This is a genomic window from Neorhizobium sp. R1-B (assembly GCF_004368875.1).
GTDB classification, from domain to species: domain Bacteria; phylum Pseudomonadota; class Alphaproteobacteria; order Rhizobiales; family Rhizobiaceae; genus Neorhizobium; species Neorhizobium huautlense.
This window is the reverse complement of the sequence record NZ_SOEM01000014.1, coordinates 89,453-110,483: the sequence shown is the minus strand read 5'-3', so window position 1 is coordinate 110,483 and position 21,031 is coordinate 89,453. Positions and strand designations below refer to the sequence as shown.

Below are 21,031 nucleotides of genomic sequence, written 5' to 3'. Positions count from 1 at the left end.
TCATGATCTCCTTATCTGATCCAAAAGTGGCGAGGGTCTCAGAGACCGTTCGGCAGGTAGTTCTTGATGACCTTCTTGCCGTCTGCTTCGGCAAGAATCATCGTTCCGCGTGCATCGCGGATGAACTTGTTGGACCGCTTGATCATGCCGTGGCGCTTGCCGGCGGCGGCTGCAACGACTTTGCCGGTTGCAGTAACCTTGAACCGCTTCTTGGCAGCGGACTTCGTCTTCATCTTGGGCATTTTGCTACTCCGTTTTTGTATCGAAGCCGGCAGACGAGGCTGGCTTCAAGCATTTAGAACGGCCACGGCATGCCCTGCCGGACCGTTCGGACGCGCGCTTATAACCGCAGTCGGTCAAAAGCGCAATGGGGAAAGAAAGCGCGGCAAAAACCCCGGCCGAATTGCCGGCAATCCGCAGGCAGGCAGGTGACCGGCGCTTATTTCGGCGCCAGCACCATCATCATCTGGCGGCCTTCGAGCTTCGGTTCGGCTTCCACCTTGGCAATTTCCGTGGTGTCGTCCTTGACCTGAAGCAGAAGCTTCATGCCGAGTTCCTGGTGGGCCATTTCACGGCCGCGGAACTTCAGCGTCACCTTGACCTTGTCGCCGTCTTCGAAGAAACGGTTCATCGCCTTCATCTTCACCTCATAATCATGGGTGTCGATGTTGGGGCGCATCTTGATTTCTTTGATTTCGACGATCTTCTGCTTCTTGCGGGCTTCGGCCGCCTTCTTCTGGTTCGCATATTTCAGCTTGCCGAGGTCGAGGATCTTGCATACCGGCGGTTCGGTGTTCGGCGAGATCTCGACGAGATCAAGGCCGGCCTCTTCTGCCATGCGAAGAGCCTGGTCGGTCGGAACCACACCGAGGTTCTGTCCTTCGGCATCGATAAGCTGGACCTTGGGAATGCGAATTTCCCTGTTGGAGCGCGGCCCCTCTTTGACGGGAGCATCGGCTTTGAATGGTCTGCGAATGGTCGTATTCTCCATGTTGTTTCGGAACGCAAGCGACGACTTTGCTCGCCCGGCATGCGACCCCGGGGGCAATGTCGTGATCACTCGCGCGAAGTCAATAGCATATCGTCACAGAAAAATCACCTGCTGTCGGCAGGCGGCGAATCTGTTTTATAAGCCGCGCCAGGACCGAGGAACCCATCATGACAGAGGCTGCAGCCGACACCACCGAAAAGAGGATCACCGTGGGCACGGGCGCGTCTGCCCGCGAGATTGCCGTTCTTCATCGTCCGGCGAAAAAGAAAGCCGCGGGTCCGGCTCTCGTCTGGCTTGGAGGTTACCGGTCGGACATGTCCGGCACGAAGGCCGTGGAGATCGAGGCGCTGGCGGAAGAGCTGGGGCTTTCAGCAATCCGCTTCGATTATTCCGGGCACGGCGCCTCCGGCGGCGCCTTCCGGGACGGAACGATCTCGCGCTGGCTGGAGGAGGCAATCGCCGTCCTCGACACCATAAAGCCGAAACGCGTGGTCCTGATCGGCTCTTCCATGGGCGGCTGGATCGCGCTACGCCTTGTTCAGGAGCTGAAGAGGCGCAAAAAGGCGCCGAAGGTCGACGGAATCGTGCTGGTCGCGCCAGCGCCGGATTTCACCGCCGAACTCATCGAACCCCATCTCACCGAGGCGCAACGGCATTCCCTTTCCGAACGCGGCTATTTCGAGGAAGCATCGGAATACAGTCCTGAGCCAAACATCTATACCCGCGATCTTATCGAGGATGGCCGACGGAACCTGGTGATGACGGGCATTATCGAAACCGGTTGCCCCGTCCATATCCTGCAGGGCATGAAGGATCCGGACGTTCCCTACCAGCACGCCTTGAAGCTCCTGGAATTCCTGCCCGCCGACGATGTCGTGGTAACCCTGATCCGCGACGGCGATCACCGGCTTTCCCGCCCCCAGGATATCGAGAAATTAAAGGCCGCAGCGCGCAACTTAATAATGAATGATCAAATTTTGGGCTGAGACAAAAATGTTGCAGCCTTAACCATAAGAAGAGACCCGTGAAGATTAACAAAGGCTGAATGATTGACTCAGCCACCGTTCAGACCTTAACTTTTCGTTAGGATTTGAAGGGACGGGTCCATGATGAAAGCCTTGCAGGCGCGGCGACTTGCCGTGATCCTAGTTAGCGTACTTGTACCAGTAAGTGCAGCAGTGCCGGCTCCGCGACCAATAGCTTCCATGGTGACCGGAGCGATTACCTCCCAACCGATCGGGCATTTTGAGTTCTGCCAGAAGTATCAGGCGGAATGTTCGGTCAAGAGCCGCTCCGCTCCGGCTCCCAAAGTCAGCGCCAAGGGCTGGGCGCTCGTCCGACAGATCAACCAGGCAGTGAATGGCCGCTACATCGCAAAGACCGACAAACAGGCCTATGGCCGCGAGGAAGTCTGGAGCTATCCGACCAACTTCGCCGATTGCGAGGACTTCGCTCTCGAAAAGCGTCGGGAACTGGCGGCTCGCGGATTTGCGCTTTCGGATCTGCTGATGACGGTGGTCCGCAAGCCCGACGGCGAAGGCCATGCGGTGCTGACCCTTCGTACCTCCGACGGCGACTTTGTCCTCGACAACCTCGATGATCAGGTCAAGCCGTGGTACCAGACACCGTACACATTCCTGAAGCGCCAGGCGTCTTTCAACACCGGCCGCTGGGTCAGCATAGAAAACGGCAAGGATCTGCTTGTCGGCGCATTGCGCTGATCTGATCAAAGAGTCATCACGGGGGACTCGGGACCGCCTGCTATCGTCCGATAGCAGGCGGTCTTGTTTTGTGGATCGAAGTGTTTGACGTCCCGGCCCTTCACTTTGGGCTCAGAGCCTTCGCTGCTCAAAGCGCTTCGATGGGCATTTTGCCGCCCGCGCCGTAGCAGTTTTACCCATTCCCGATCAGGATGCCGGCAGCGAGCACCAGCGAGCCGCCGAACACGACTTGGAAAACGGCCCGCATGAAGGGCGTCTCCATGTAGCGGTTCTGGATGAAGGCGATCGCCCACAATTCCACGAACACTACCAGTGCAGCGATCGCCGTTGCGGTCCAGAAATGCGGAATAAGGTATGGCAGGGCGTGGCCAAGCCCGCCGACCGCCGTCATGATCCCGGACGCCAGTCCTCGCTTGATAGGCGAACCTCGTCCGGAAATCTTGCCGTCGTCGTGAGCGGCCTCGGTGAACCCCATGGAAATACCGGCGCCGACCGAAGCCGAAAGCCCTATGAGGAAGGTCGACCAGGTGTCGCCGGTCGCAAAAGCGGCGGCGAAGATCGGCGCCAGGGTGGATACGGAACCGTCCATCAGGCCCGCCAGCCCCGGCTGCACGTAAGTGAGAATGAACTGCCGGTGAGCGGTCGCATCCTCCTCCGACTTCACGTCGCCGGGTGTGTGCTTCTCGTCGAGCATCCGGGCAATATCCTCGTGCCCCTGCTCCGCGAGCGCCAGATCACCGAGAAGTTTTCGCGTCGACGCGTCGGAAACCCGCTTGGCTGCTTCCGTATAAAACCGCGCTGCCTGGCTCTCCATAGCTTCAGACTGCATCCTGACCGTGTCGAGCGGCAGGTTCTTGCGCAGCCAATCCGGCTTACGATCATAGAAGCCGCGCACGTGCTCCCGTCGGATCAGCGGAATCCTTTCGCCGAAACGGGAGCGGAATATCTCGATCAGGGAATTTTTGTGGGTTTGTTCGACCTCCGCCATATCTTCGAAAATCTTGGCCGAGGCGGGATACTGCTCTCTGAGGCTGTCCGCATAGGATAGATAGATACGGGCATCCTCCTCCTCCGAGGCGATTGCAAGGGCGAGAATTTCCTCCTCGCTCAGCGAATCAAATGAACGCTTAGAGGCAGGCAGCAGGCGGCCGAACATGGGAATCCTTTACTTAGAATAATTCTAAGTTATGTCGTGGATAAAAAAGTTCAAGCGGTTTTTACGGGCAGCGAGCGGCAGGAGCCCAGCGAAAACCCACGCAATATCTGGAAAGAAAGGCAGCGTCCTGTCGCAATTTTCCGGATTTTCCGCTTGCTGTTCCCGAAATGAAAGGATTAAGAGCGGCCCGCGCGGGCAAAGACCCACGTACCTCCCAAAATGTTAGAAGGCATTATTCCGATGAATCGCAGACATTTCTTCCGGCAGGCCGCGACCGCCGGCGTGGGGGCGGCTGCCGCGACAGCGCTTGCAGCACCTGCTATTGCCCAGGAAAATCCGAAGATCAGCTGGAGGATGACGTCCTCGTTCACCAAGAACACCGACATCCTGTGGTCCGCCGGTACGGACATCGTGGAAAGCGTGAAGGAGGCCTCGGACGGCAATTTCACGATCAGCCCCTTCGCAGCAGCTGAGATCGTGCCGGGACTTCAGGCCGCGGATGCCGTTTCGAACGGCACCGTCGAGATGGCGCATACATGCTGCTACTATTATATCGGCAAGGATCCGGCCTTCGCGCTCGGTACGGCCGTGCCTTTCGGTCTGAATGCCCGCCAGACCAATTCCTGGTTCTCGGTCGGCGGCGGCAACGAGCTGATCAACGAGTTCCTCGCCGGCTACAATCTTTATGCGCTGCCGGCCGGCAATACGGGTGTCCAGATGGGCGGCTGGTATCGCAAGGAAATCAATACCGTAAGCGATCTCAACGGCCTGAAGATGCGCATTGCGGGGCTTGCCGGCCAGGTTATGCAGAAGCTCGGCGTGACGCCGCAGCAGATTGCCGGCGGCGACGTGTATGCGGCGCTCGAAAAGGGCACAATCGACGCAACCGAATTTGTCGGCCCCTATGACGACCAGAAGCTCGGCTTCGTCAAGGTTGCGAAATACTACTACTATCCGGCCTGGTGGGAAGGCGGCCCTGCGGTCCATGCCTTCTTCAACCGCGAGAAGTTCAACGCCCTGCCGAAAAGCTATCAGCGAATGCTGAAGGACGCCTGCGCCAATGCCAACCAGAACATGCTTGCCCGCTACGACGCGCATAACGCCAAGGCGCTGAAGCAACTGGTCGCGGAAGGCGCCGTCCTGAAGCCATTCAGCCAGGAAATCCTCGACGCCAGCTACAAGGCTGCCCAGGAAGTCTATGCGGAACTGAACGCCAAGAACCCGGCATTCAAGAAGATCTACGACAGCCAGCAGGCCTTCAAGAAGGACGGCTATCTCTGGAACCAGATCGCCGAATACACCTACGACACCTATATGATGGTGCAGCAGCGCAAGGGCACGCTGTAGCCGTCAGGCTCGCGCCGAATTGCAGGAAGCCCGGAGCAGCCCTCCGGGCTTATTACATTTCGCTTGCCGTCTACAGAACGACGGGACTAAGAGCGGTAGGACACACGGGCTTCAGCTTCAATCTCCAAGGCCAAGCAGGAGGAATTCCATGAATCGCAGACATTTCTTACGGCAGGCCGCAATGGCGGGAACGGGTGCGGCAGCGGCGGCAGCGCTCGCAGCGCCGGCGATCGCCCAGGAAAATCCGGCTATTACCTGGCGCCTCACCTCCTCTTTCCCGAAAAGCCTCGACATCATCTTCGGCGCCGCCAACGAAATCGCCGCGAGCGTCAAGAACGCCACCGACGGCAAGTTCAACATCCAGATCTTCGCCGCCGGCGAGATCGTGCCCGGCCTGCAGGCAGCCGACGCGGTCGCAAACGGCACGGTCGAGATGGCCCACACCTGTTCCTATTACTATATCGGACAGGATCCGGCCTTCGCGATCGGTACCGCCATTCCCTTCGGGCTCAACGCCCGCATGACCAACGCCTGGTTCACGGCAGGGGGCGGCAACGATCTGATCAACGAGTTCCTGGCGCCCCGCAATCTTTATGCACTGCCGGCCGGCAACAGCGGTACCCAGATGGGCGGCTGGTTCCGCAAGGAGATCAATACCATCGACGATCTCAAGGGACTGAAGATGCGGATCGCGGGCCTTGCGGGCCAGGTCATGCAGAAGGTTGGCGTCACGCCCCAACAGATCGCCGGCGGCGACGTCTATCCGGCGCTCGAAAAAGGAGCGATCGACGCCACCGAATTCGTTGGCCCCTACGACGACCAGAAGCTCGGTTTCGTGAAGGTGGCCAAGTACTATTATTATCCGGCCTGGTGGGAGGGCGGCCCGGCCATGCACGCCTTCTTCAATCTGGAGAAGTTCAAGAGCCTGCCGAAGAGTTATCAGCAGATCCTGACGAATGCCTGCGCTTCGGCCAACAACAACATGCTGGCCAATTACGATGCCCGCAACGCAACGGCGTTGAAGCAGCTCGTGGCGGAAGGCGCCATCCTCAAGCCGTTCGGCCGGGAAATCATGGATGTCTGCTTCAAGGCCGCGATGGAACTCTACGCGGATCTTTCCGCCAAGAGTCCGGCCTTCAAGAAGCTCTATGACAGCCAGCAGGCCTTCAAGAAGGATGCCTATCTCTGGGCTCAGGTCGCCGAATACAGCTACGACACCTATATGATGACGCAGCAGCGCAACGGGGCGCTCTGACCCATCACAGGTAATGGAGCCTGGTGTCCTGTCCGGGCTCCGTTGGCAGCCGCCGATCGGCAATCCTGCTTGCGAGAATTTCGCTTGCCAATAATACGTTTTCAAATCAGGCAGTTGCCGCAGAAAATCTCCTCTCCTGACAGGGCTGCGAAAAATTAAATTGGGCGCCGAGCATTGATTATCCGAGGATAAGGCATATATTGCTGTCATCGAAAATTGCTTGCGACCTTTGTCAAAGAGCCTCGCGCTCCGTCAGATTTCCTCTCAAATATCGATCAAAGCGGACGAAATACTGTCCGACAACACTAGCGATTGAAAGGAAATCGTTATGAATACTGGTACCGTAAAGTGGTTCAATAGCACCAAGGGTTTTGGCTTCATTCAGCCCGATGATGGCGCAACTGACGTTTTCGTTCATGTTTCCGCTGTCGAACGTGCCGGCATGTCCTCCCTGACGGAAGGTCAGAAGATCTCTTACGAGATCGTTCGCGACCGCAAGTCCGGTAAGAGCTCGGCCGACAATCTGCGGGCCGCATAAGGATGTCATTCGCCTCGGCTGACCACGGATGTACTGGCAGCGCGCGCTTGAATGACGGGAAGAGGTCGGGGTAACGCCCGGCCTTTTTGTTTTTGCCCGGCTTCGGCCGAGCCTGAAGGAGAAGATGATGAGCCCGAACGTCTATGCCGTCGACGATGTCATCGTCCTCAAAGCCGGCCTGACCCGCACGGCCACCGGCGACCGGACATGCCGCGTCGTCGGACTGCTTCCGGCGGCGGATCGGGGCGAGCATCAGTATCGGGTTCGCTTCGATAACGAAAACTTCGAACGTCGTATCGTCGCAAGCGATATCGACGCGTCTGCGACCGCAACCTCCGCCGTCAAAAGCGAGGCTTCCCGGGAAACTCCCGGCGGATCGTGGCTCAAGCCGTCGCGCATGCGCATCGGCAAGTAATTTCAACCCATTGATAGAAGGCGGGGTTTTGCCCGCGATGGAAAGGAAATAGTTTGCAGGTTCTTGTCAGAGACAACAACGTTGACCAGGCACTCCGGGTGCTGAAGAAGAAGATGCAGCGCGAAGGCGTCTTCCGCGAAATGAAGGCTCGGAGCGCTTACGAAAAGCCTTCCGAAAAGCGCGTTCGCGAGAAGGCGGAGGCCGTGCGGCGTTACCGCAAGCTCGCCCGCAAGAAGATGCAGCGCGAAGGCCTGCTGCCGGCGCCGAAAAAAGTCGCCCGCCCGGCCCGCTGATATCTGTCACCGCCCGGACATCCCATCAGGAAGGAGGAGATCCCCATGACTGCAACCAAGGACGAATTCTTCAATCCCACCAAGCTTTCCGCGCGTGACAAGGCCGCCGCTACCGACCAGACAGCCCGCGCCATCATTGCCGCGGAAGCCAATCAGCGGGAAAAGAAAACCGAGAAACTGAGGCTGCTTCGCCTCGAAAAGGAAGCCGCCGAACCTTCGCCGGCGCCAGCTCGATCGAAGAGCCGCAAGAGTCTGACAGACCACTGATGTTCAAAAAGCCCGGGATTCCCGGGCTTTTTCTTTAGCGGAAGCAGTTGGGCCGACTACGCCGTCTGAAGCTTCAGCCGGCGCGGCAGCGGCGGGAACGCGAGGGCAATGAGAACAGCTCCAAGGCCCACCAGCGCAGAGCCGATGAACAGCCAGTTGTAGTTGTTGAACTGATCGAAGGCCCAGCCGCCGGCGAGCGGCCCAAAGGCCATGCCGATTGCGGACAGCATGGTCGCGGCGCCGAGAACCGTACCCAGTATCTTGGCTGCAAAATATTCTCCCGCCAGGACGGCATAGAGCGGCATTACTCCGCCATAGGTGCCGCCGAAGATCACCGCCAGCGCGTAGAACTGGGTGAGATCGCTTGCCATCGTGTAGGCGGCGATCACTGCCGCCTGGATCAATAGCCCGCCGATCAATACCGGCTTGACGCCCAGCCTGTCGGCCAGGACGCCGAAAAGGATCCGGCCTCCGAGACCCGCGGCACCTTCGACGCTATAGATGCTGACAGCCGCCATTGGTCCGATGCCGCAGAACATGGCATAGCTCACCATGTGGAAGATCGGCCCGGAATGGGCTGCGCAGCAGGCGAAAAAGGTGAAGGCAAGCACCAGGAACTGCGGCGAGCGGAACACGTGCGAGAGCGGAGTGTCCGCACGTTCCCCACCCGGCGCGGGGGCTGCGCCGGAAGCCGCCGCAGCCGGCGGATTGCGGACCAGAAACACCGTCGGCAGCAGCAGGATCCACGCGCCGACGCCGATCAGGAACATGGCCATGCGCCAGTCGTCATAGGCCGAGATCAGCCATCGCGCCAAGGGCGAGATCGTCATCGGCGCCATGCCCATGCCGGCCGACACCAGCGAGACCGCGAGACTGCGGTGTTTGTCGAACCAGGCCATGGTCACCGCGATCATCGGTGCGAAAAAGGCACTTGCCGACAAGCCCACCAGGCAGCCGTAGACGAGCTGGAACGCCAGCAGGCTCTCCACCTGACTTGCGAGCACCAGCGCCAATCCCAGCAACAGGGCGCCGATCAGTACGACCACGCGTGCGCCGTAACGGTCGCTGGCCGCGCCCCACATGAAGCCGCCAAGCCCCATGACGATAAAGTTCAACGTCATGGCGCTCGATATGCCGGCGCGCGACCACCCGGTCGTCGTGGCGATCGGCTCGATAAAGATTGCGAGCGAAAACATCGTGCCGACGGCGACGCAGCCCATCAGCGCCCCCGCAAAGACGATTGCCCATCGATAATTATTGCTCATGCCACTCCCCTTTCCACAGGTTCGAAACATCACCCGTTGGGCCTCACCGCAACGGGTCCTCGAATCTATGACGTCCGAGCCCGGCCTCTCCCGACAGACCTCACCTCTTTTTTTAGCGCCAGCTCGATCCCAACGCAAAAGCCCCGCACGCGGCGGGGCTTCCAGAACTCATATCGTCGTGACGTCGGTTGCGTCGGTATCAGTCGCCACCGGTATTCGGGCGGGCCTTGCCGACATTGCTGTTGGTCGATGCGGTCTTGCCGTCCGGCTCCTGGCCGTAATAGGTGCCGCCGAGGTGGCCGCCGCCGCTGGTATTCTCGACCTGCCGTTCGGCGCGCTTCACCGCTTCTTTCACGTCACTTTTACTCATGTCTGTCCTCCAGCTTGGGGTTGGTGACAGTGAGCTAACCGCCTCGATGGCGAGGTGTTCCCTGGCATCTCGATCAGTAAGGCCGGCCGCGACAGCGGAAATCCCGGAACCTCTTGACGAATGATAACTTTGGTCCTATTTGGAAACGATCGTTCTCCAACTGTATCCTTCCATGATGAACGCAGACGCTGCCACACGCCCACCGGGCCGCCCCAGAGAATTCGCGATAGAGGATGCCCTCGACAAGGCGATCGTCGTTTTTTCCGAGCGTGGTTATCATGCCGCCTCCATCTCGGAACTCAAGGAGGCAATGGGGCTGACGGCCGGTAGCCTCTACAAGGCGTTCAAGGACAAGAAGGCAATCTTTCTGGCCGCTTTCGACCGCTACAAGCAGGTTCGCAACGCCCTTCTCGACCAGGAAATCGGCGCCGGCACCGATGGCCGCGACAGGGTTTTCCGCATGCTGCGCTTCTATGCGGAGGCGTCGCATGGCGAAAGCGGGCGGCAGGGCTGCCTGGTGGTTGGAACGGCGATAGAGCTTGCGGTCTACGATGCGGAGGCGGCCGAGCGCGTCGGCCATTCGATGGCACGGAGCGAAGCTCTGTTCAACCGCCTCATTCACGAAGGGCAGGCCGACGGCTCGATCTCGAAGAGGATCGACCCGGATGCCACCGCCCGTCTCCTGCTGTCCGTCACCCAGGGCCTCAGGGTCCTCGGCAAGACCGGTCCCGACCGCGATCAGGCCTTTTCCGTGATCGACGCGGCGATGAAGCTGCTCGACTGATTTTATTCGATCCTTCCTCCCAAGGAGTTTTTGATGACCAGCAATAGTGCAACACTTTCGGCGCCGGCCGCTCCTTCCGCCATGTCGGCTGGCATGACCTTCATCATGGCCGCGGCTTGCGGCCTGATCGCCGCCAATCTCTATTACTCCCAGCCGCTTGCCGGGCCGATCGCCGCATCCATCGGCCTGCCGGCCCATGCGACGGGCCTCATCGTGACGCTGACACAGATCGGTTATGGCCTTGGCCTGCTGCTCATCGTGCCGCTCGGCGACCTTCTCGAAAACCGCCGGCTGATCGTGACGATGATTGGCGCTGCCGCGATCGCGCTCGTCGCCGCCGGTCTTTCGACTGCCGTCCTTCCCTTCCTCGCCGCTTCGCTGGCGATCGGCCTTGCCTCCACTGCCGTGCAGATGATCGTGCCCTTCGCGGCCAATCTAGCCCCCGACGCCCATCGGGGCCGGGTGGTCGGCAATGTCATGAGCGGACTGATGGTCGGCATCATGATGGCCCGGCCAGTCTCCAGCTTCATTGCCCGCTTCTCCTCCTGGCACCTCGTCTTTTTTGTCTCCGCTGCGGTCATGGTCCTGCTCGGCTTCGCGCTCGCCACCCGCCTTCCGAAACGGGTGCCGCAGACAAAGCTCTCCTATTTCGCGCTGATCGCATCGATGGGGCGCCTCTATGCCACACAGCCGGTGCTGCGACGCCGCGCCTTCTACCAGGCCTGCCAGTTCGCCGCCTTCAGCCTGTTCTGGACTGTCACCCCGCTTGTTCTGGCCGGTCCCGCTTTCCAGCTGAGCCAGGCAGGCATCGCGCTCTTCGCCCTTGCCGGCGTCGCGGGCGCCATCGCCTCGCCGATCGCAGGACGCCTCGCGGACCGCGATCTCGGCCGCCCAGCGACGATCTTCGGCATCCTCTCCGTGGCGATCGCCTTCCTGATCACCCACCTTGCGCCGGAGGGTTCCGCCATTGCGCTTGCACTCCTGACATTTGCCGCGATCCTTCTCGACTTCGGCGTGACGATGACGCTCGTTATCGGCCAGCGGGCGATCTACGGGCTTGGCGCCGATCTGCGCAGCCGTTTGAACGGCCTCTTCATGGCGGCCTTCTTCATGGGCGGCGCGGTTGGCTCGGCCGTCGGCGCCTGGGCGTTTGCGGAAGGCGGCTGGCTGCTTGCCTCGATGCTGGGCCTTACGCTTCCGGTCCTTGCGCTTGCCTATTCGCTCACCGAAAAGCGGACTGACAGGCAAGCCGAGTCCGCCTAAGGGCCATTCTGAAGGCCCTGATCATGTTCGAGCACGTTCTCGAACATGATCGAGGTCGATGAATCCGCTCCCGTTGCCGAAGGTCAGCCATCGCGTTCAAACCCGGAGGCTGCCATGCGACTGACCAGACGTCTTCTTCTCGCCCTTTCCCTTTGCACCACCGCCACGCCGCTTCTTGCCGCCGATCCTGTCGGCGTGCGCAAGATGAGCGTCGTCTCGCAGGACTATCCCCGCCCGCTCGCCGTGACGGTCTGGTATCCGGCAGCGGTGGCAGGAGCGCCAAGCGCGACCGGTCAGGATCGCATTTTCGAAGTTCCCTCCGCCTCGCAGGATGTGGAAATACGGAGAGGCCGCTTCCCGCTCATCCTCCTTTCGCACGGCTCCGGCTCACGGGCCGAGGGTATGGGCTGGATCGCGGCCGAGCTCGCCGAGGCCGGCTTTGTCGTCGCCGGCCCCAATCATCCCGGCACCACGAGCGGCGATTCCGCCCCGGCCGCAACACCCAAGATCTGGGAGCGCACAGGGGATATTTCCGCCGTCATCACCGCGCTCTCTGCCGATCCCCAATGGAAAGCCTCGATCGACCCGACCCGTATCGGCGCACTCGGCTTCTCGCTTGGCGGCACGACGGTGCTGGAACTCGCCGGCGCCCGCGCCGATCTTTCCGGCTATATCCGCTACTGCAAGGAACATCCGGACATGATGGACTGCCGATGGTTTGCAGGCGGCCGCGGCTATGCCGGCGGGGAGCAGGTCGCCGTGCAGCCTTTCGACCTCGCCAGCGTCGACAAGGCGCGGTTCGAACAGTCCAACCGTGATCCCCGCATCACCGCCGTGGTCGCCGTCGATCCGGGCCTTGCCACGGTGATGAAGCCGGAAAGCCTCAAGTCAATCGCCGCGCCAGTGACGCTCCTAAATCTTGGAAGCCCGGGACAAATCCCATTTGCCGTGCTGTCGGATCGACTGGCGACGCAAATAGCCGGCGCCAGCTACCGGCAGGTCGACAATGCCGACCATTTCAGCTTCCTGCCGGGCTGCAAGCCGGGTGCGACGGATTTTCTTCGATCGGTCGGAGAGATCGACCCGATCTGCGAAGAACTTGCCGAAAGATCGCGGGCGGATATTCACGTGGAACTTGCCGGCCTCATCAGACAGGCCTTCGAGCGCACGCTCAAATCCGGCCACTGACCGCTGGACGCGCAAGGATGCGGAGCCGGCGTTTTCGCCGGCTGGCGATGTTCATGGTTTTTTAGGAACCCGCAACGCAACCTGAAGGCAACTCCTCGTCATCTTTAGGTGCGCCATGATTGTCTGGCATGTGGTTGTGGCGATCCTGACACTCACGTTGCTTGGCGCCGCGGTCCACATATTTCGATCGTCTTTCAACTTCATGCCCGACATATTCGTTTCCGGCAGTGGCCGGTTTTTTCGCGAGCACATGATCAATGATGCGTTGAGTACCAACTACAGCTTCTGGGACATGGTCGCCGGCACGGAATATGACGAAGACGGATTTTACGAGTTCTTCAGCCTGAAGAATCTACGCATATGCTGCACACAGACGATAGCGGTCGGGCTGGCTGTGCTTTTCTCGTTCGACCCGCTCTGGGAAGGCTTCACTGGCGCCGTCGACCAGGCACCGGGATGGCTCTGGTCTCTTTTCGTTTACCGGATACAAAACCTGGAACTCATCTGAACCTCCGAGCCAGCTTGATCACGTTCCCGGAAGCCGTGGCGATCAGGCTACCCGCTTGTAGAACAGCGTCGTGCCGCAGAAGCCGCCTTGCGGCCACATGGCATAATCGGGAATGACCCCGACGCGTTCCCATCCGAAGCGCGGGTAAATGCTTTCCGCCTCGCTGCCGGTTGCCGTGTCCAGCACCAGAAGCGTGCGGCCGCGCCGGGCGGCCTCGGCCTCCACGACGTCCATCAGCTTGCGCGACAGGCCGAGGCCGCGCGCCGAGCGGTGCACGAGAAGCTTCATCAGGTCGCCGCGATGCGGCTGGTTCGGTTTCGACGCCAGCCCCACCTGCACCGTGCCGACCACCCTGCCTTCCACCTCCGCTACCGCAAGAATGATGCTGCCTTTTTCCACTGCATCGGCGATCTCCTGCCAGTAGCCGGTTGCGTCGCTTGGCTCGAAAGGCAGCATGAAGCCCACCGAGGCGCCGCCATTGATGCAGTCGGAGAGGATTTCGGAAAGATCGGGAAGGACGGCGCGGGCTTCTTCGGCATCGACGATTCGGATGGTGGTCATGTCTTGTTCTTTCGGGTCAGGAATTTACCGGCCACGGTCGAGAATGACCGCGTAGCGGGCCGGCTTGTCGGATGGATTGTGGAAGTCGAAGGCGTCGCCGATATCCATAAAGAGGCAGTCGCCGGGATGCAGCGTGTGGATAGTCTCGCCGATGACCATTTCCAGCACCCCCTGGAACAGCCAGACGTGCTGGGTCATTATCCGGCTCTCCTCGCGCGGCGGAAAGCTGACGCGGGCATGCGGCGGAAAATCCACCTCAACGATATCGACCCGGCTCGGCATGCCGGGCGGAGATACCGAGCGCCTCACATATCCCGTATGCGGATCGCGCCAGAGCTTCTGATCGGCGTGGCGGCTGACCGGCGAGGTTGTGGGTCCGTCATCCGCGAAGAAAGCCGAAAGCGACAGGCCGAGCGCCTCCGAAAGCCTCGCCAGCAGCGCCGCCGTCGGGCTCGCTTCCGCCCGTTCGATCCGCGAAATCATTGCCCGGCTGACGCCGGAACGGTTCGCCAGCTCGTCCAGCGTCAATCCCGCCCGGGCGCGCAGGCTCTTCAGCCGTTCGCTGATCGCGTTCTCTATTTGTGAATCCGGTCCGTCCATAATCTGAGAATTGCATTCTCTTATGATGGAATCAAGCGTCTTGTGTCAGGCGCATGAAATTTGCGGGGCGATGCCGTTTCCGCGATAGCTTCGGCCGCCGCCGATCGGCTATGGGAGCAGGATCGGGATTTGCACCGGCCCGGCCGGCAGCAATCCGCTGCCATTGCCGGAGAGACGAGATGAACGGCCAGACATTGGAAGCGGCCTCGCCCTTTTCGATCGCCAGCATCGTCGTCTCCATGACGATCGCGGCGATCGGCAGCGGCGTGATGTTCGCCTATGTGCCCTTCATGCTCACCCATTCCGCCGCGCCTTGGGCAGCGGGTGCGGCGGTCACCGCCGTCGCCTTCGGCGGGCTTGTCGGCTGCGTGATCGGCGGGCCGCTGATCAAGCGCGTCGGACATGCGCGGCTTTTTGCCTGCTCCATGGCGATGGTGATCATTGCCGCCGTGCTAATCGCCGCCGATCTGCCGCCTCTCTACTGGATCCTTGCCCGCGGCCTCTACGGCGCGGCCGCCAACGTCAATTTCATCATCGCCCAGAGCTGGCTGAACCATGCGGCATCGAACGAGTGGCGCGGCAAGGCCATGTCCTTCTTCTACATGGCCTATGTGCTCGGCCTCGGCTGCGGCGCCTGGATCTTTGGGCAGATCCCGACCGACGGCAATCTCGCGCCGCTCGCGGTCGTCTTCTTCACCGCGCTTGCCATCCTGCCGATCGGCCTTACCCGCCTGCCGAACCCGCCGCCGCCGGCAAGCGTCAGCGTCAACGTCAAGATGGCCTGGCGCATCTCGCCGGTCGGGCTTGTCGGCGTGCTGGCGTCCGGGGGGCTTTCCATGGTCGTGCAGGGTTTCACCCCGATCTATGCCGCCACCAACCAGGTCTCGCAAAAAGACGTGGCGCTCCTGATGTTCGTCATGCAGACCGGCCTCCTCTTCATCCAGTATCCGCTCGGCGTGCTATCCGACCGCATCGACCGGCGCGCCGTGCTCGTCATCACCTGCGGCCTCATCGTCGCGGCGGGCATCGCAGCACTCTTCGTCTCCTTCGCAACGATCCTCCTCCTGATGATCGTCTTCCTGGTCTTCGGCGGGGCGATCGAGACCGTCTATTCGGTCGCCAATGCGCATGCCAACGACCGCGCCGATCCCGGCGACTTCGTGCCGCTCTCCTCGACGCTGCTCGTCGCCTGGTCGACGGCCGCCACCATCGTGCCGCTCGGCGTCACGCTTCTGACGCCCGTCTTCGGCCAGCACACCTTCATCTACGCGATCATCCTGGTGGCGATCGCCTATGGGACTTACGTGATCTGGCGCCTCAAGGAGCGCAAGGCGGTGCCGGCCGACGAGCGCGAAAACATAGGCATCCGCAGCGCCCAGGTTCCGAACGCTTCGGTCCTTACCGATCCGGAGACCGGCAAACCCGCGCAATAGGCCGCAGAACCGGGTTTTATCCTCAACGAGTGGTTATCTTTCCGCTTTGCGGCAAGGACCTGCACTGCTATATGCGCGGGCCATGAGCACCAATTCCGCCCGCACGCCCCTCGACCATATCCGCAACTTCTCGATCGTGGCCCATATCGACCACGGCAAGTCGACGCTCGCCGACCGGCTGATCCAGACGACCGGCGGCCTGGCCGAGCGCGAGATGTCGGAACAGGTGCTGGACTCGATGGATATCGAGCGCGAGCGCGGCATCACCATCAAGGCCCAGACGGTGCGCCTGCACTACAAGGCGAACAACGGCGAGACCTATATCCTGAACCTGATCGACACCCCCGGCCACGTCGACTTCGCCTATGAGGTGTCGCGTTCGCTGTCTGCCTGCGAAGGTTCGCTGCTGGTTGTCGACGCCAGCCAGGGCGTCGAGGCCCAGACGCTCGCCAATGTCTATCAGGCGATCGACAACAACCACGAGCTCGTCACCGTCCTCAACAAGATCGACCTGCCGGCCGCCGAGCCTGATCGGATCAAGGAACAGATCGAGGAAGTGATCGGCATCGACGCCTCCGACGCCGTTCTCATCTCCGCGAAGACCGGACTCGGCATTCCGGACGTGCTGGAAGCGATCGTCCACAAGCTGCCGCCACCGAAGAGCGAGCTTGGCGACAAGGGACCGCTGAAGGCGCTGCTCGTCGACAGCTGGTACGACACCTATCTCGGCGTCATGGTTCTGGTGCGCATCATCGACGGCGTGCTCACCAAGGGCCAGACCATCCGCATGATGGGCACGGACGCCAAATACACGGTCGAGCGCGTCGGCGTGCTGACCCCGAAAATGGTCAATGTGGATTCACTCGGTCCCGGCGAGATCGGCTTTATCACCGCCTCGATCAAGGAAGTGGCCGATACCCGCGTCGGCGATACGATCACCGAGGACAAGCGGCCGACAGCGCAGGCGCTTCCCGGCTTCAAGCCGGCCCAGCCGGTGGTGTTCTGCGGCCTCTTCCCGGTCGATGCGGCCGATTTCGAGGATCTGCGCGCCGCGATGGGCAAGCTGCGCCTTAACGACGCCTCCTTCTCCTTTGAGATGGAAAGTTCCGCGGCGCTCGGCTTCGGCTTCCGCTGCGGTTTCCTCGGCCTCCTGCATCTCGAAATCATCCAGGAGCGCCTGGAGCGCGAATTCGACCTCGACCTCATCGCCACCGCTCCCTCGGTCGTCTATCACCTGGCCATGACCGACGGTTCGACCCGCGAGCTGCACAACCCGGCCGACATGCCTGACGTCGTCAAGATCGCCTCCATCGAAGAGCCGTGGATCAAGGCGACGATCCTGACCCCGGACGATTATCTCGGCGGCATCCTGAAGCTCTGCCAGGACCGGCGCGGCATCCAGACCGAACTCACCTATGTCGGCAAGCGCGCCATGCTTTCCTACGAGCTGCCGCTCAACGAAGTGGTGTTCGATTTCTACGACCGCCTGAAGTCGATCTCCAAGGGCTACGCCTCGTTCGACTACCATCTGCACGGCTATCGCGAGGGCAATCTCGTGAAGATGTCGATCATGGTCAACGGCGAGCCGGTCGACGCGCTTTCCATGCTCGTTCACCGCTCGGCGGCCGAAAAGCGCGGCCGCGACATGTGTGAAAAGCTGAAGGACCTGATACCCAGGCACATGTTCAAAATCCCGATCCAGGCCGCCATCGGCGGCAACGTGATCGCCCGCGAAACCATCTCGGCCATGCGCAAGGACGTGACCGCCAAGTGCTATGGCGGCGACGCCACCCGCAAGCGCAAACTTCTGGAAAAACAGAAGGAAGGCAAAAAGCGCATGCGCCAGTTCGGCAAAGTCGACATCCCCCAGGAAGCGTTCATCGCTGCGCTGAAGATGAAGGACGATTGAGGCCGCAGGTCGCCGTCAGCTCTGATCTTCATGCCGTGCCTTGTGCGGGCGGAACCTTGCCGTCGGGCGTCAGACCGTCCACGGCATCAGGAAGCTCCCTGGATAATCTCCTCAGCACTTCCTCTTCGGAAAGACCGGTCTTGGCTGCTACATCACGCACGACGTCCGGCCCAAGGGCCTCTTGAAGCTCCGTGTCGTTGATCGGCTCGTTGGCGCCGGTCCTTACCCAGCTCTCGGCTTTATTTCCCTGTCCGGCCTGACGGAATTGATCGAGCAGGTCGTTCAGCCCCCCGTTGAGGAGCGAACCGACCCCGCCACCTGCGAGAATGCTGCCGAGGCCCCCGCTGCTGAGCCTGCCGAGAACATCGTTCAGTCCTCCCGAGGGCTGCGAGGCGGTCGTTCCTTCAGTTCCACTCGGGGGCGTCCCCTGCCGCCCTTCGGTAATGTTTTTCAAAATTTCGGCAATTTTATCCCTGTTCTGGTAGCCGGCAACGGCCAGCACCGCGAGAAGGGCCTTCAATGGGCCGCGTTGCATGATTTGCCTCCCTTGCTGCCTTGTTTGGCTTCGACACAGCAGTTTTCAATCACTTAGGATTCGCGGGGCAAACGGCAATACAGGAAGCCCGTACGGTCGTTCGCGGAAGCGGCAGTTCTCAAGAGGCCACGGCTTGCTTATCTTGCGAGAACAGACCGGAATAATACTCCCCTCCCCGTCATTCCTGTCCCCGGACTTGATCCGGGGATCCGTCACAGGAATCCAGCAGCGCCGCGTCGGCGGCGCGAAAGGCTCTTAAACTTGCAATAAGCCAGAGTCTCTCGCCTGACAGACGCGCGGCGGCTGGATTCCGGCTCGAGGCCGGGATGACGGAGGAGGAATCGCCTCTCGTCGGCGGATATCGCGCCGCATCCAATAACCGCGATTGCGGTAAGCCTCACTTCGGCAAGGGCCTATCCCCTCGACCTCCCCGGCAGGACACTGTAACCATCCTCATTCGAGAGAAGGAATCAGAATGGACGCGACCTCGACATCATCCGACCTGGCGGAAATGGACCGCATACGCGCAGTGGAGCATAGGCGGCTGCGGGCGCTGGTCGAGGGCGACATGGAGACTGCCATGTCTCTGCATGCCCCCGATTTTCAATTGATAACACCAATCGGCATGCCGCTGTCGCGGGAGCAGTATCTCGGTGCGGTTTCGCAAGGCGCTATCAAATATCTGACATGGCAGCCTCAGGAGATCGTGGTTCGGCTGCATGAGGACGTGGCGCTTATCCGCTATCGTGCCGCGCTCGAAGTCATCTTCAACGGCCACAGGGTGCCGCTCAGCGATTACTGGCATACGGATACCTACGAGCATCGGGACGGACGCTGGCTGGTCGTCTGGTCGCAGGCAACGGCGATCCAGTAGGGCCACCCTTTTTGCCGCGAGGCCGAAGGGGGGAGATCGGGCGGCCGCGGCGAACCCGTCCCCTTCGTCCTGAACGTTCGATTTGCGCCTTATGCTGCCGGCGGCCGATATCGAACCGATTTCGCCTTCCCCATGGCCTGCATCGCCTCGTCGACGCTAAGAAGGACGGTGGTCTCGAGAGAGCGCACCGCGCCACCGGCGCCGATGGCCAGCGAGACGGCAGCCATCGAGACATTGTCGGGGGCTTCCCACAGATTCCAGCCGTCATGCTCGCCGAAGGCGTACCAGAATCCATGGAGCTTTCCGCCGACGGATTCGATGTAGGTACGGGCCGCCTCCCGCCGATCCTCGGGGTTTTCGATCATCCGCGCCCAGGTCTCGGGCGTGTAGCTAAAACGCGTGAGATACATGGCCATGGCTTGCCTCCTCCATCAGGCCAGTTCAGTTAACGCCCAAGTTTGCAGGAACGCGAGTCAATCCAACGGAGGATTGCCTGCGAGAATAGCCAGGGGGAGGATTGCCGGGACTAGACCGCTGTATGGAGGACGGATGAATTGCTTCTCGGGATCATGAGCGTATCCTCAGCCGGCGTCGGGACAGTGCTCTACTGTTGGGAACCCGAACCATTTGCACCTATAGCGATCCGTCAGCGGCCAGAGAGAAGAAGGCGGCCGCGGGAATCGATGATTGGTCGTCGGCAACGGCGGCGATCTCGGACGCAACCGCACAGCCCAAGTTGACTGAGTCAAGACACGGGCGTCGGCTAGTCCATACCAGGTGACGTCGGTGTCCAGATAGGAGATACCGAGATGAATAAGTTGTGCCTACCGATCCTGACGCTTTTGATCGGGTTCCCATTACTGATCTGCGGCGTAGCAACTGCGGAAGAGGGAGATTATTACGATGGCATTCCCCAGCGGGGCTATTCTGCTCTTGCCCCGGACTCTATGACGACATCCAGCGTCAGGAATTCCGCCGAGGTGCGCGATCCACTCTATCGGCTCCGGATCAGAAGTGGCCGCGACAACACTTGGCCGGCCTTCAATGATGGCATGCCGCTTTCCGATTAATATCTCTCGGCGAAAAACATTGGCCGTCGAGACTTGCAACTTGGCGGCCAACGCGGGGAACGACAGTTGATAGCAGTTATGGCAGCTTTCGAAAGCTCCGTCTGGTGCTCAGATCACGGCAAGCCCGACGCATACCTGCTTTACCCATTCCTGGAACCCTCTGTCGAAATTTCCCGCAGCGGCGCGCGGCTCAGTTCGTTGCCGGCGGCGATTGCCTTGCGCAGGAGCCGCATCAGTTCCTGCTGCTCTTCACCGGTCAGGCCGCGGACCAGCAGTTCCTGCGCTGTCTCCACCGCCGGGCTGACCGCTTCAAGCGTCTTTTGCCCTTCCGTGGTGATCTGCAGCTCGCGGGAGCGCCGATCCCGGCTGCTGGCGCGGCGCTCCAGCAAGCCCTTCTGCGCCAGGCGGTCTACAACCCCCGTGATGGTCGTCCGATCATAGGCGATCAGCCCGGCCAGCGTGATCTGGTCGATTCCCGGATTGGTGCTGACCGCAGCAAGCGCTGCATATTGCACCGGCGTCAGATCGAAACCCGCCCCCTCCACCTCCGCGTGAAAGACCGCCACCGCGATCTGCTGAAACCGGCGGGCGAGATGCCCCGGCATATCATTGTTGTCCTTCACCGACGTCTCCGCTGCGTATCATCTTCTTGACAGCATACTGATGATCAGTATGCTGATCAATTATT

Annotated in this window: 26 protein-coding genes; 16 read left to right on the top strand and 10 right to left on the bottom strand. The window is 60.9% G+C overall.

The window, feature by feature from the left end; all coding sequences use genetic code 11:
- Positions 1–38: 38 nt before the first annotated feature.
- Together rpmI and infC are read right to left on the bottom strand one after the other, a co-directional pair.
- Positions 39–242, bottom strand: coding sequence for a 50S ribosomal protein L35 (gene rpmI / locus EDE05_RS18760; protein ID WP_027487755.1), 204 nt, complete (start codon positions 240–242; stop codon positions 39–41).
- A 197-nt stretch (positions 243–439) separates the two neighbouring features.
- Positions 440–976 (bottom strand): translation initiation factor IF-3, encoded by a 537-nt coding sequence (gene infC / locus EDE05_RS18755; protein WP_245422982.1) that lies wholly within the window; start codon positions 974–976, stop codon positions 440–442.
- Between the two features lie 182 nt (positions 977–1,158).
- On the opposite strand from infC, the gene EDE05_RS18750 reads away from it, so the two are divergent.
- Both EDE05_RS18750 and EDE05_RS18745 read left to right on the top strand, forming a co-directional pair.
- The gene (locus EDE05_RS18750; protein WP_134102381.1) at positions 1,159–1,977 is read left to right on the top strand and encodes an alpha/beta hydrolase; all 819 of its coding nucleotides are present in this window, start codon (positions 1,159–1,161) and stop codon (positions 1,975–1,977) included.
- A gap of 120 nt (positions 1,978–2,097) precedes the next feature.
- A complete protein-coding gene (locus EDE05_RS18745) occupies positions 2,098–2,712 on the top strand; it encodes a transglutaminase-like cysteine peptidase (protein ID WP_105373869.1) in 615 nt (204 codons plus the stop codon).
- A 172-nt stretch (positions 2,713–2,884) separates the two neighbouring features.
- Here EDE05_RS18745 and mbfA read toward each other — a convergent pair whose 3' ends face one another.
- The gene (mbfA, locus tag EDE05_RS18740; RefSeq protein WP_134102378.1) at positions 2,885–3,868 is read right to left on the bottom strand and encodes an iron exporter MbfA; all 984 of its coding nucleotides are present in this window, start codon (positions 3,866–3,868) and stop codon (positions 2,885–2,887) included.
- 240 nt (positions 3,869–4,108) lie between these two features.
- On the opposite strand from mbfA, the gene EDE05_RS18735 reads away from it, so the two are divergent.
- The 6 genes from EDE05_RS18735 (at position 4,109) to EDE05_RS18710 (ending at position 7,983) form a co-directional block, all read left to right on the top strand.
- Positions 4,109–5,215 carry a TRAP transporter substrate-binding protein gene (locus EDE05_RS18735; RefSeq protein WP_105373955.1) on the top strand — a complete coding sequence of 369 codons (1,107 nt, stop codon included), beginning with the start codon at positions 4,109–4,111 and terminating at the stop codon, positions 5,213–5,215.
- Positions 5,216–5,363: 148 nt separating this feature from the next.
- Positions 5,364–6,470, top strand: a complete 1,107-nt coding sequence (locus EDE05_RS18730) for a TRAP transporter substrate-binding protein (protein ID WP_134102376.1) — start codon at positions 5,364–5,366, stop codon at positions 6,468–6,470.
- A 328-nt stretch (positions 6,471–6,798) separates the two neighbouring features.
- Entirely contained in the window at positions 6,799–7,008 is a 210-nt protein-coding gene (locus EDE05_RS18725; protein ID WP_007770461.1) for a cold-shock protein, read from the top strand.
- Between the two features lie 127 nt (positions 7,009–7,135).
- The gene (locus EDE05_RS18720) at positions 7,136–7,423 is read left to right on the top strand and encodes a cold-shock protein (protein WP_134102373.1); all 288 of its coding nucleotides are present in this window, start codon (positions 7,136–7,138) and stop codon (positions 7,421–7,423) included.
- Positions 7,424–7,476: 53 nt separating this feature from the next.
- The gene (gene rpsU / locus EDE05_RS18715) at positions 7,477–7,716 is read left to right on the top strand and encodes a 30S ribosomal protein S21 (RefSeq protein ID WP_105373873.1); all 240 of its coding nucleotides are present in this window, start codon (positions 7,477–7,479) and stop codon (positions 7,714–7,716) included.
- A gap of 45 nt (positions 7,717–7,761) precedes the next feature.
- Positions 7,762–7,983: a hypothetical protein gene (locus EDE05_RS18710; RefSeq protein ID WP_105373874.1), complete on the top strand. Its 222-nt coding sequence runs from the start codon at positions 7,762–7,764 to the stop codon at positions 7,981–7,983.
- A gap of 56 nt (positions 7,984–8,039) precedes the next feature.
- On the opposite strand, the gene EDE05_RS18705 is transcribed toward EDE05_RS18710, so the two are convergent.
- Together EDE05_RS18705 and EDE05_RS26930 are read right to left on the bottom strand one after the other, a co-directional pair.
- Positions 8,040–9,248: an MFS transporter gene (locus EDE05_RS18705; protein WP_112796441.1), complete on the bottom strand. Its 1,209-nt coding sequence runs from the start codon at positions 9,246–9,248 to the stop codon at positions 8,040–8,042.
- 199 nt (positions 9,249–9,447) lie between these two features.
- Positions 9,448–9,618 carry a hypothetical protein gene (locus tag EDE05_RS26930; RefSeq protein WP_165924265.1) on the bottom strand — a complete coding sequence of 57 codons (171 nt, stop codon included), beginning with the start codon at positions 9,616–9,618 and terminating at the stop codon, positions 9,448–9,450.
- Positions 9,619–9,793: 175 nt separating this feature from the next.
- Here EDE05_RS26930 and EDE05_RS18700 point away from each other — a divergent pair, with 175 nt between their 5' ends.
- The 4 genes from EDE05_RS18700 (at position 9,794) to EDE05_RS18685 (ending at position 13,361) form a co-directional block, all read left to right on the top strand.
- Positions 9,794–10,402 (top strand): TetR/AcrR family transcriptional regulator, encoded by a 609-nt coding sequence (locus EDE05_RS18700; protein ID WP_134102419.1) that lies wholly within the window; start codon positions 9,794–9,796, stop codon positions 10,400–10,402.
- 33 nt (positions 10,403–10,435) lie between these two features.
- Positions 10,436–11,665, top strand: a complete 1,230-nt coding sequence (locus tag EDE05_RS18695) for an MFS transporter (protein ID WP_134102370.1) — start codon at positions 10,436–10,438, stop codon at positions 11,663–11,665.
- Positions 11,666–11,779: 114 nt separating this feature from the next.
- On the top strand, positions 11,780–12,853 hold the full coding sequence (locus EDE05_RS18690; RefSeq protein ID WP_134102367.1) for a dienelactone hydrolase: 1,074 nt from the start codon (positions 11,780–11,782) through the stop codon (positions 12,851–12,853).
- Between the two features lie 115 nt (positions 12,854–12,968).
- On the top strand, positions 12,969–13,361 hold the full coding sequence (locus EDE05_RS18685) for a hypothetical protein (RefSeq protein ID WP_105373877.1): 393 nt from the start codon (positions 12,969–12,971) through the stop codon (positions 13,359–13,361).
- Between the two features lie 42 nt (positions 13,362–13,403).
- On the opposite strand, the gene EDE05_RS18680 is transcribed toward EDE05_RS18685, so the two are convergent.
- On the bottom strand, positions 13,404–13,922 hold the full coding sequence (locus EDE05_RS18680) for a GNAT family N-acetyltransferase (protein WP_134102365.1): 519 nt from the start codon (positions 13,920–13,922) through the stop codon (positions 13,404–13,406).
- Positions 13,923–13,946: 24 nt separating this feature from the next.
- Positions 13,947–14,522: an XRE family transcriptional regulator gene (locus EDE05_RS18675; protein ID WP_208325226.1), complete on the bottom strand. Its 576-nt coding sequence runs from the start codon at positions 14,520–14,522 to the stop codon at positions 13,947–13,949.
- Positions 14,523–14,701: 179 nt separating this feature from the next.
- Between EDE05_RS18675 and EDE05_RS18670 the strand changes: the two genes are divergently transcribed.
- Positions 14,702–15,955: an MFS transporter gene (locus tag EDE05_RS18670; protein WP_105373880.1), complete on the top strand. Its 1,254-nt coding sequence runs from the start codon at positions 14,702–14,704 to the stop codon at positions 15,953–15,955.
- An 82-nt stretch (positions 15,956–16,037) separates the two neighbouring features.
- Positions 16,038–17,864, top strand: coding sequence for a translation elongation factor 4 (gene lepA / locus EDE05_RS18665; protein WP_105373881.1), 1,827 nt, complete (start codon positions 16,038–16,040; stop codon positions 17,862–17,864).
- 28 nt (positions 17,865–17,892) lie between these two features.
- Here lepA and EDE05_RS18660 read toward each other — a convergent pair whose 3' ends face one another.
- Positions 17,893–18,399, bottom strand: coding sequence for a YidB family protein (locus EDE05_RS18660; RefSeq protein ID WP_105373882.1), 507 nt, complete (start codon positions 18,397–18,399; stop codon positions 17,893–17,895).
- Between the two features lie 475 nt (positions 18,400–18,874).
- Between EDE05_RS18660 and EDE05_RS18655 the strand changes: the two genes are divergently transcribed.
- Positions 18,875–19,273: a nuclear transport factor 2 family protein gene (locus EDE05_RS18655; protein ID WP_134102360.1), complete on the top strand. Its 399-nt coding sequence runs from the start codon at positions 18,875–18,877 to the stop codon at positions 19,271–19,273.
- Between the two features lie 89 nt (positions 19,274–19,362).
- On the opposite strand, the gene EDE05_RS18650 is transcribed toward EDE05_RS18655, so the two are convergent.
- A complete protein-coding gene (locus EDE05_RS18650) occupies positions 19,363–19,689 on the bottom strand; it encodes a GYD domain-containing protein (protein WP_162712201.1) in 327 nt (108 codons plus the stop codon).
- A gap of 393 nt (positions 19,690–20,082) precedes the next feature.
- On the opposite strand from EDE05_RS18650, the gene EDE05_RS18645 reads away from it, so the two are divergent.
- The gene (locus EDE05_RS18645) at positions 20,083–20,343 is read left to right on the top strand and encodes a hypothetical protein (protein WP_112796429.1); all 261 of its coding nucleotides are present in this window, start codon (positions 20,083–20,085) and stop codon (positions 20,341–20,343) included.
- Positions 20,344–20,483: 140 nt separating this feature from the next.
- Here EDE05_RS18645 and EDE05_RS18640 read toward each other — a convergent pair whose 3' ends face one another.
- Positions 20,484–20,966: a MarR family transcriptional regulator gene (locus EDE05_RS18640; RefSeq protein ID WP_112796427.1), complete on the bottom strand. Its 483-nt coding sequence runs from the start codon at positions 20,964–20,966 to the stop codon at positions 20,484–20,486.
- Positions 20,967–21,031: the final 65 nt, after the last annotated feature.

Coding starts and splice junctions, on each gene's coding strand:
- EDE05_RS18745 (WP_105373869.1), top strand. CDS start 2,098: ATGATGAAAGCCTTGCAGGCGCGGCGACTTGCCGTGATCCTAGTTAGC.
- lepA (WP_105373881.1), top strand. CDS start 16,038: ATGAGCACCAATTCCGCCCGCACGCCCCTCGACCATATCCGCAACTTC.
- EDE05_RS18660 (WP_105373882.1), bottom strand. CDS start 18,399: ATGCAACGCGGCCCATTGAAGGCCCTTCTCGCGGTGCTGGCCGTTGCC.
- EDE05_RS18695 (WP_134102370.1), top strand. CDS start 10,436: ATGACCAGCAATAGTGCAACACTTTCGGCGCCGGCCGCTCCTTCCGCC.
- EDE05_RS18700 (WP_134102419.1), top strand. CDS start 9,794: ATGAACGCAGACGCTGCCACACGCCCACCGGGCCGCCCCAGAGAATTC.
- EDE05_RS18690 (WP_134102367.1), top strand. CDS start 11,780: ATGCGACTGACCAGACGTCTTCTTCTCGCCCTTTCCCTTTGCACCACC.
- mbfA (WP_134102378.1), bottom strand. CDS start 3,868: ATGTTCGGCCGCCTGCTGCCTGCCTCTAAGCGTTCATTTGATTCGCTG.
- EDE05_RS18680 (WP_134102365.1), bottom strand. CDS start 13,922: ATGACCACCATCCGAATCGTCGATGCCGAAGAAGCCCGCGCCGTCCTT.
- EDE05_RS18675 (WP_208325226.1), bottom strand. CDS start 14,522: ATGGACGGACCGGATTCACAAATAGAGAACGCGATCAGCGAACGGCTG.
- EDE05_RS18720 (WP_134102373.1), top strand. CDS start 7,136: ATGAGCCCGAACGTCTATGCCGTCGACGATGTCATCGTCCTCAAAGCC.
- EDE05_RS18730 (WP_134102376.1), top strand. CDS start 5,364: ATGAATCGCAGACATTTCTTACGGCAGGCCGCAATGGCGGGAACGGGT.
- EDE05_RS18645 (WP_112796429.1), top strand. CDS start 20,083: ATGAATAAGTTGTGCCTACCGATCCTGACGCTTTTGATCGGGTTCCCA.
- EDE05_RS18735 (WP_105373955.1), top strand. CDS start 4,109: ATGAATCGCAGACATTTCTTCCGGCAGGCCGCGACCGCCGGCGTGGGG.
- EDE05_RS18710 (WP_105373874.1), top strand. CDS start 7,762: ATGACTGCAACCAAGGACGAATTCTTCAATCCCACCAAGCTTTCCGCG.
- EDE05_RS18750 (WP_134102381.1), top strand. CDS start 1,159: ATGACAGAGGCTGCAGCCGACACCACCGAAAAGAGGATCACCGTGGGC.
- EDE05_RS18670 (WP_105373880.1), top strand. CDS start 14,702: ATGAACGGCCAGACATTGGAAGCGGCCTCGCCCTTTTCGATCGCCAGC.
- EDE05_RS18650 (WP_162712201.1), bottom strand. CDS start 19,689: ATGGCCATGTATCTCACGCGTTTTAGCTACACGCCCGAGACCTGGGCG.
- EDE05_RS18705 (WP_112796441.1), bottom strand. CDS start 9,248: ATGAGCAATAATTATCGATGGGCAATCGTCTTTGCGGGGGCGCTGATG.
- EDE05_RS26930 (WP_165924265.1), bottom strand. CDS start 9,618: ATGAGTAAAAGTGACGTGAAAGAAGCGGTGAAGCGCGCCGAACGGCAG.
- rpmI (WP_027487755.1), bottom strand. CDS start 242: ATGCCCAAGATGAAGACGAAGTCCGCTGCCAAGAAGCGGTTCAAGGTT.
- EDE05_RS18655 (WP_134102360.1), top strand. CDS start 18,875: ATGGACGCGACCTCGACATCATCCGACCTGGCGGAAATGGACCGCATA.
- EDE05_RS18725 (WP_007770461.1), top strand. CDS start 6,799: ATGAATACTGGTACCGTAAAGTGGTTCAATAGCACCAAGGGTTTTGGC.
- EDE05_RS18685 (WP_105373877.1), top strand. CDS start 12,969: ATGATTGTCTGGCATGTGGTTGTGGCGATCCTGACACTCACGTTGCTT.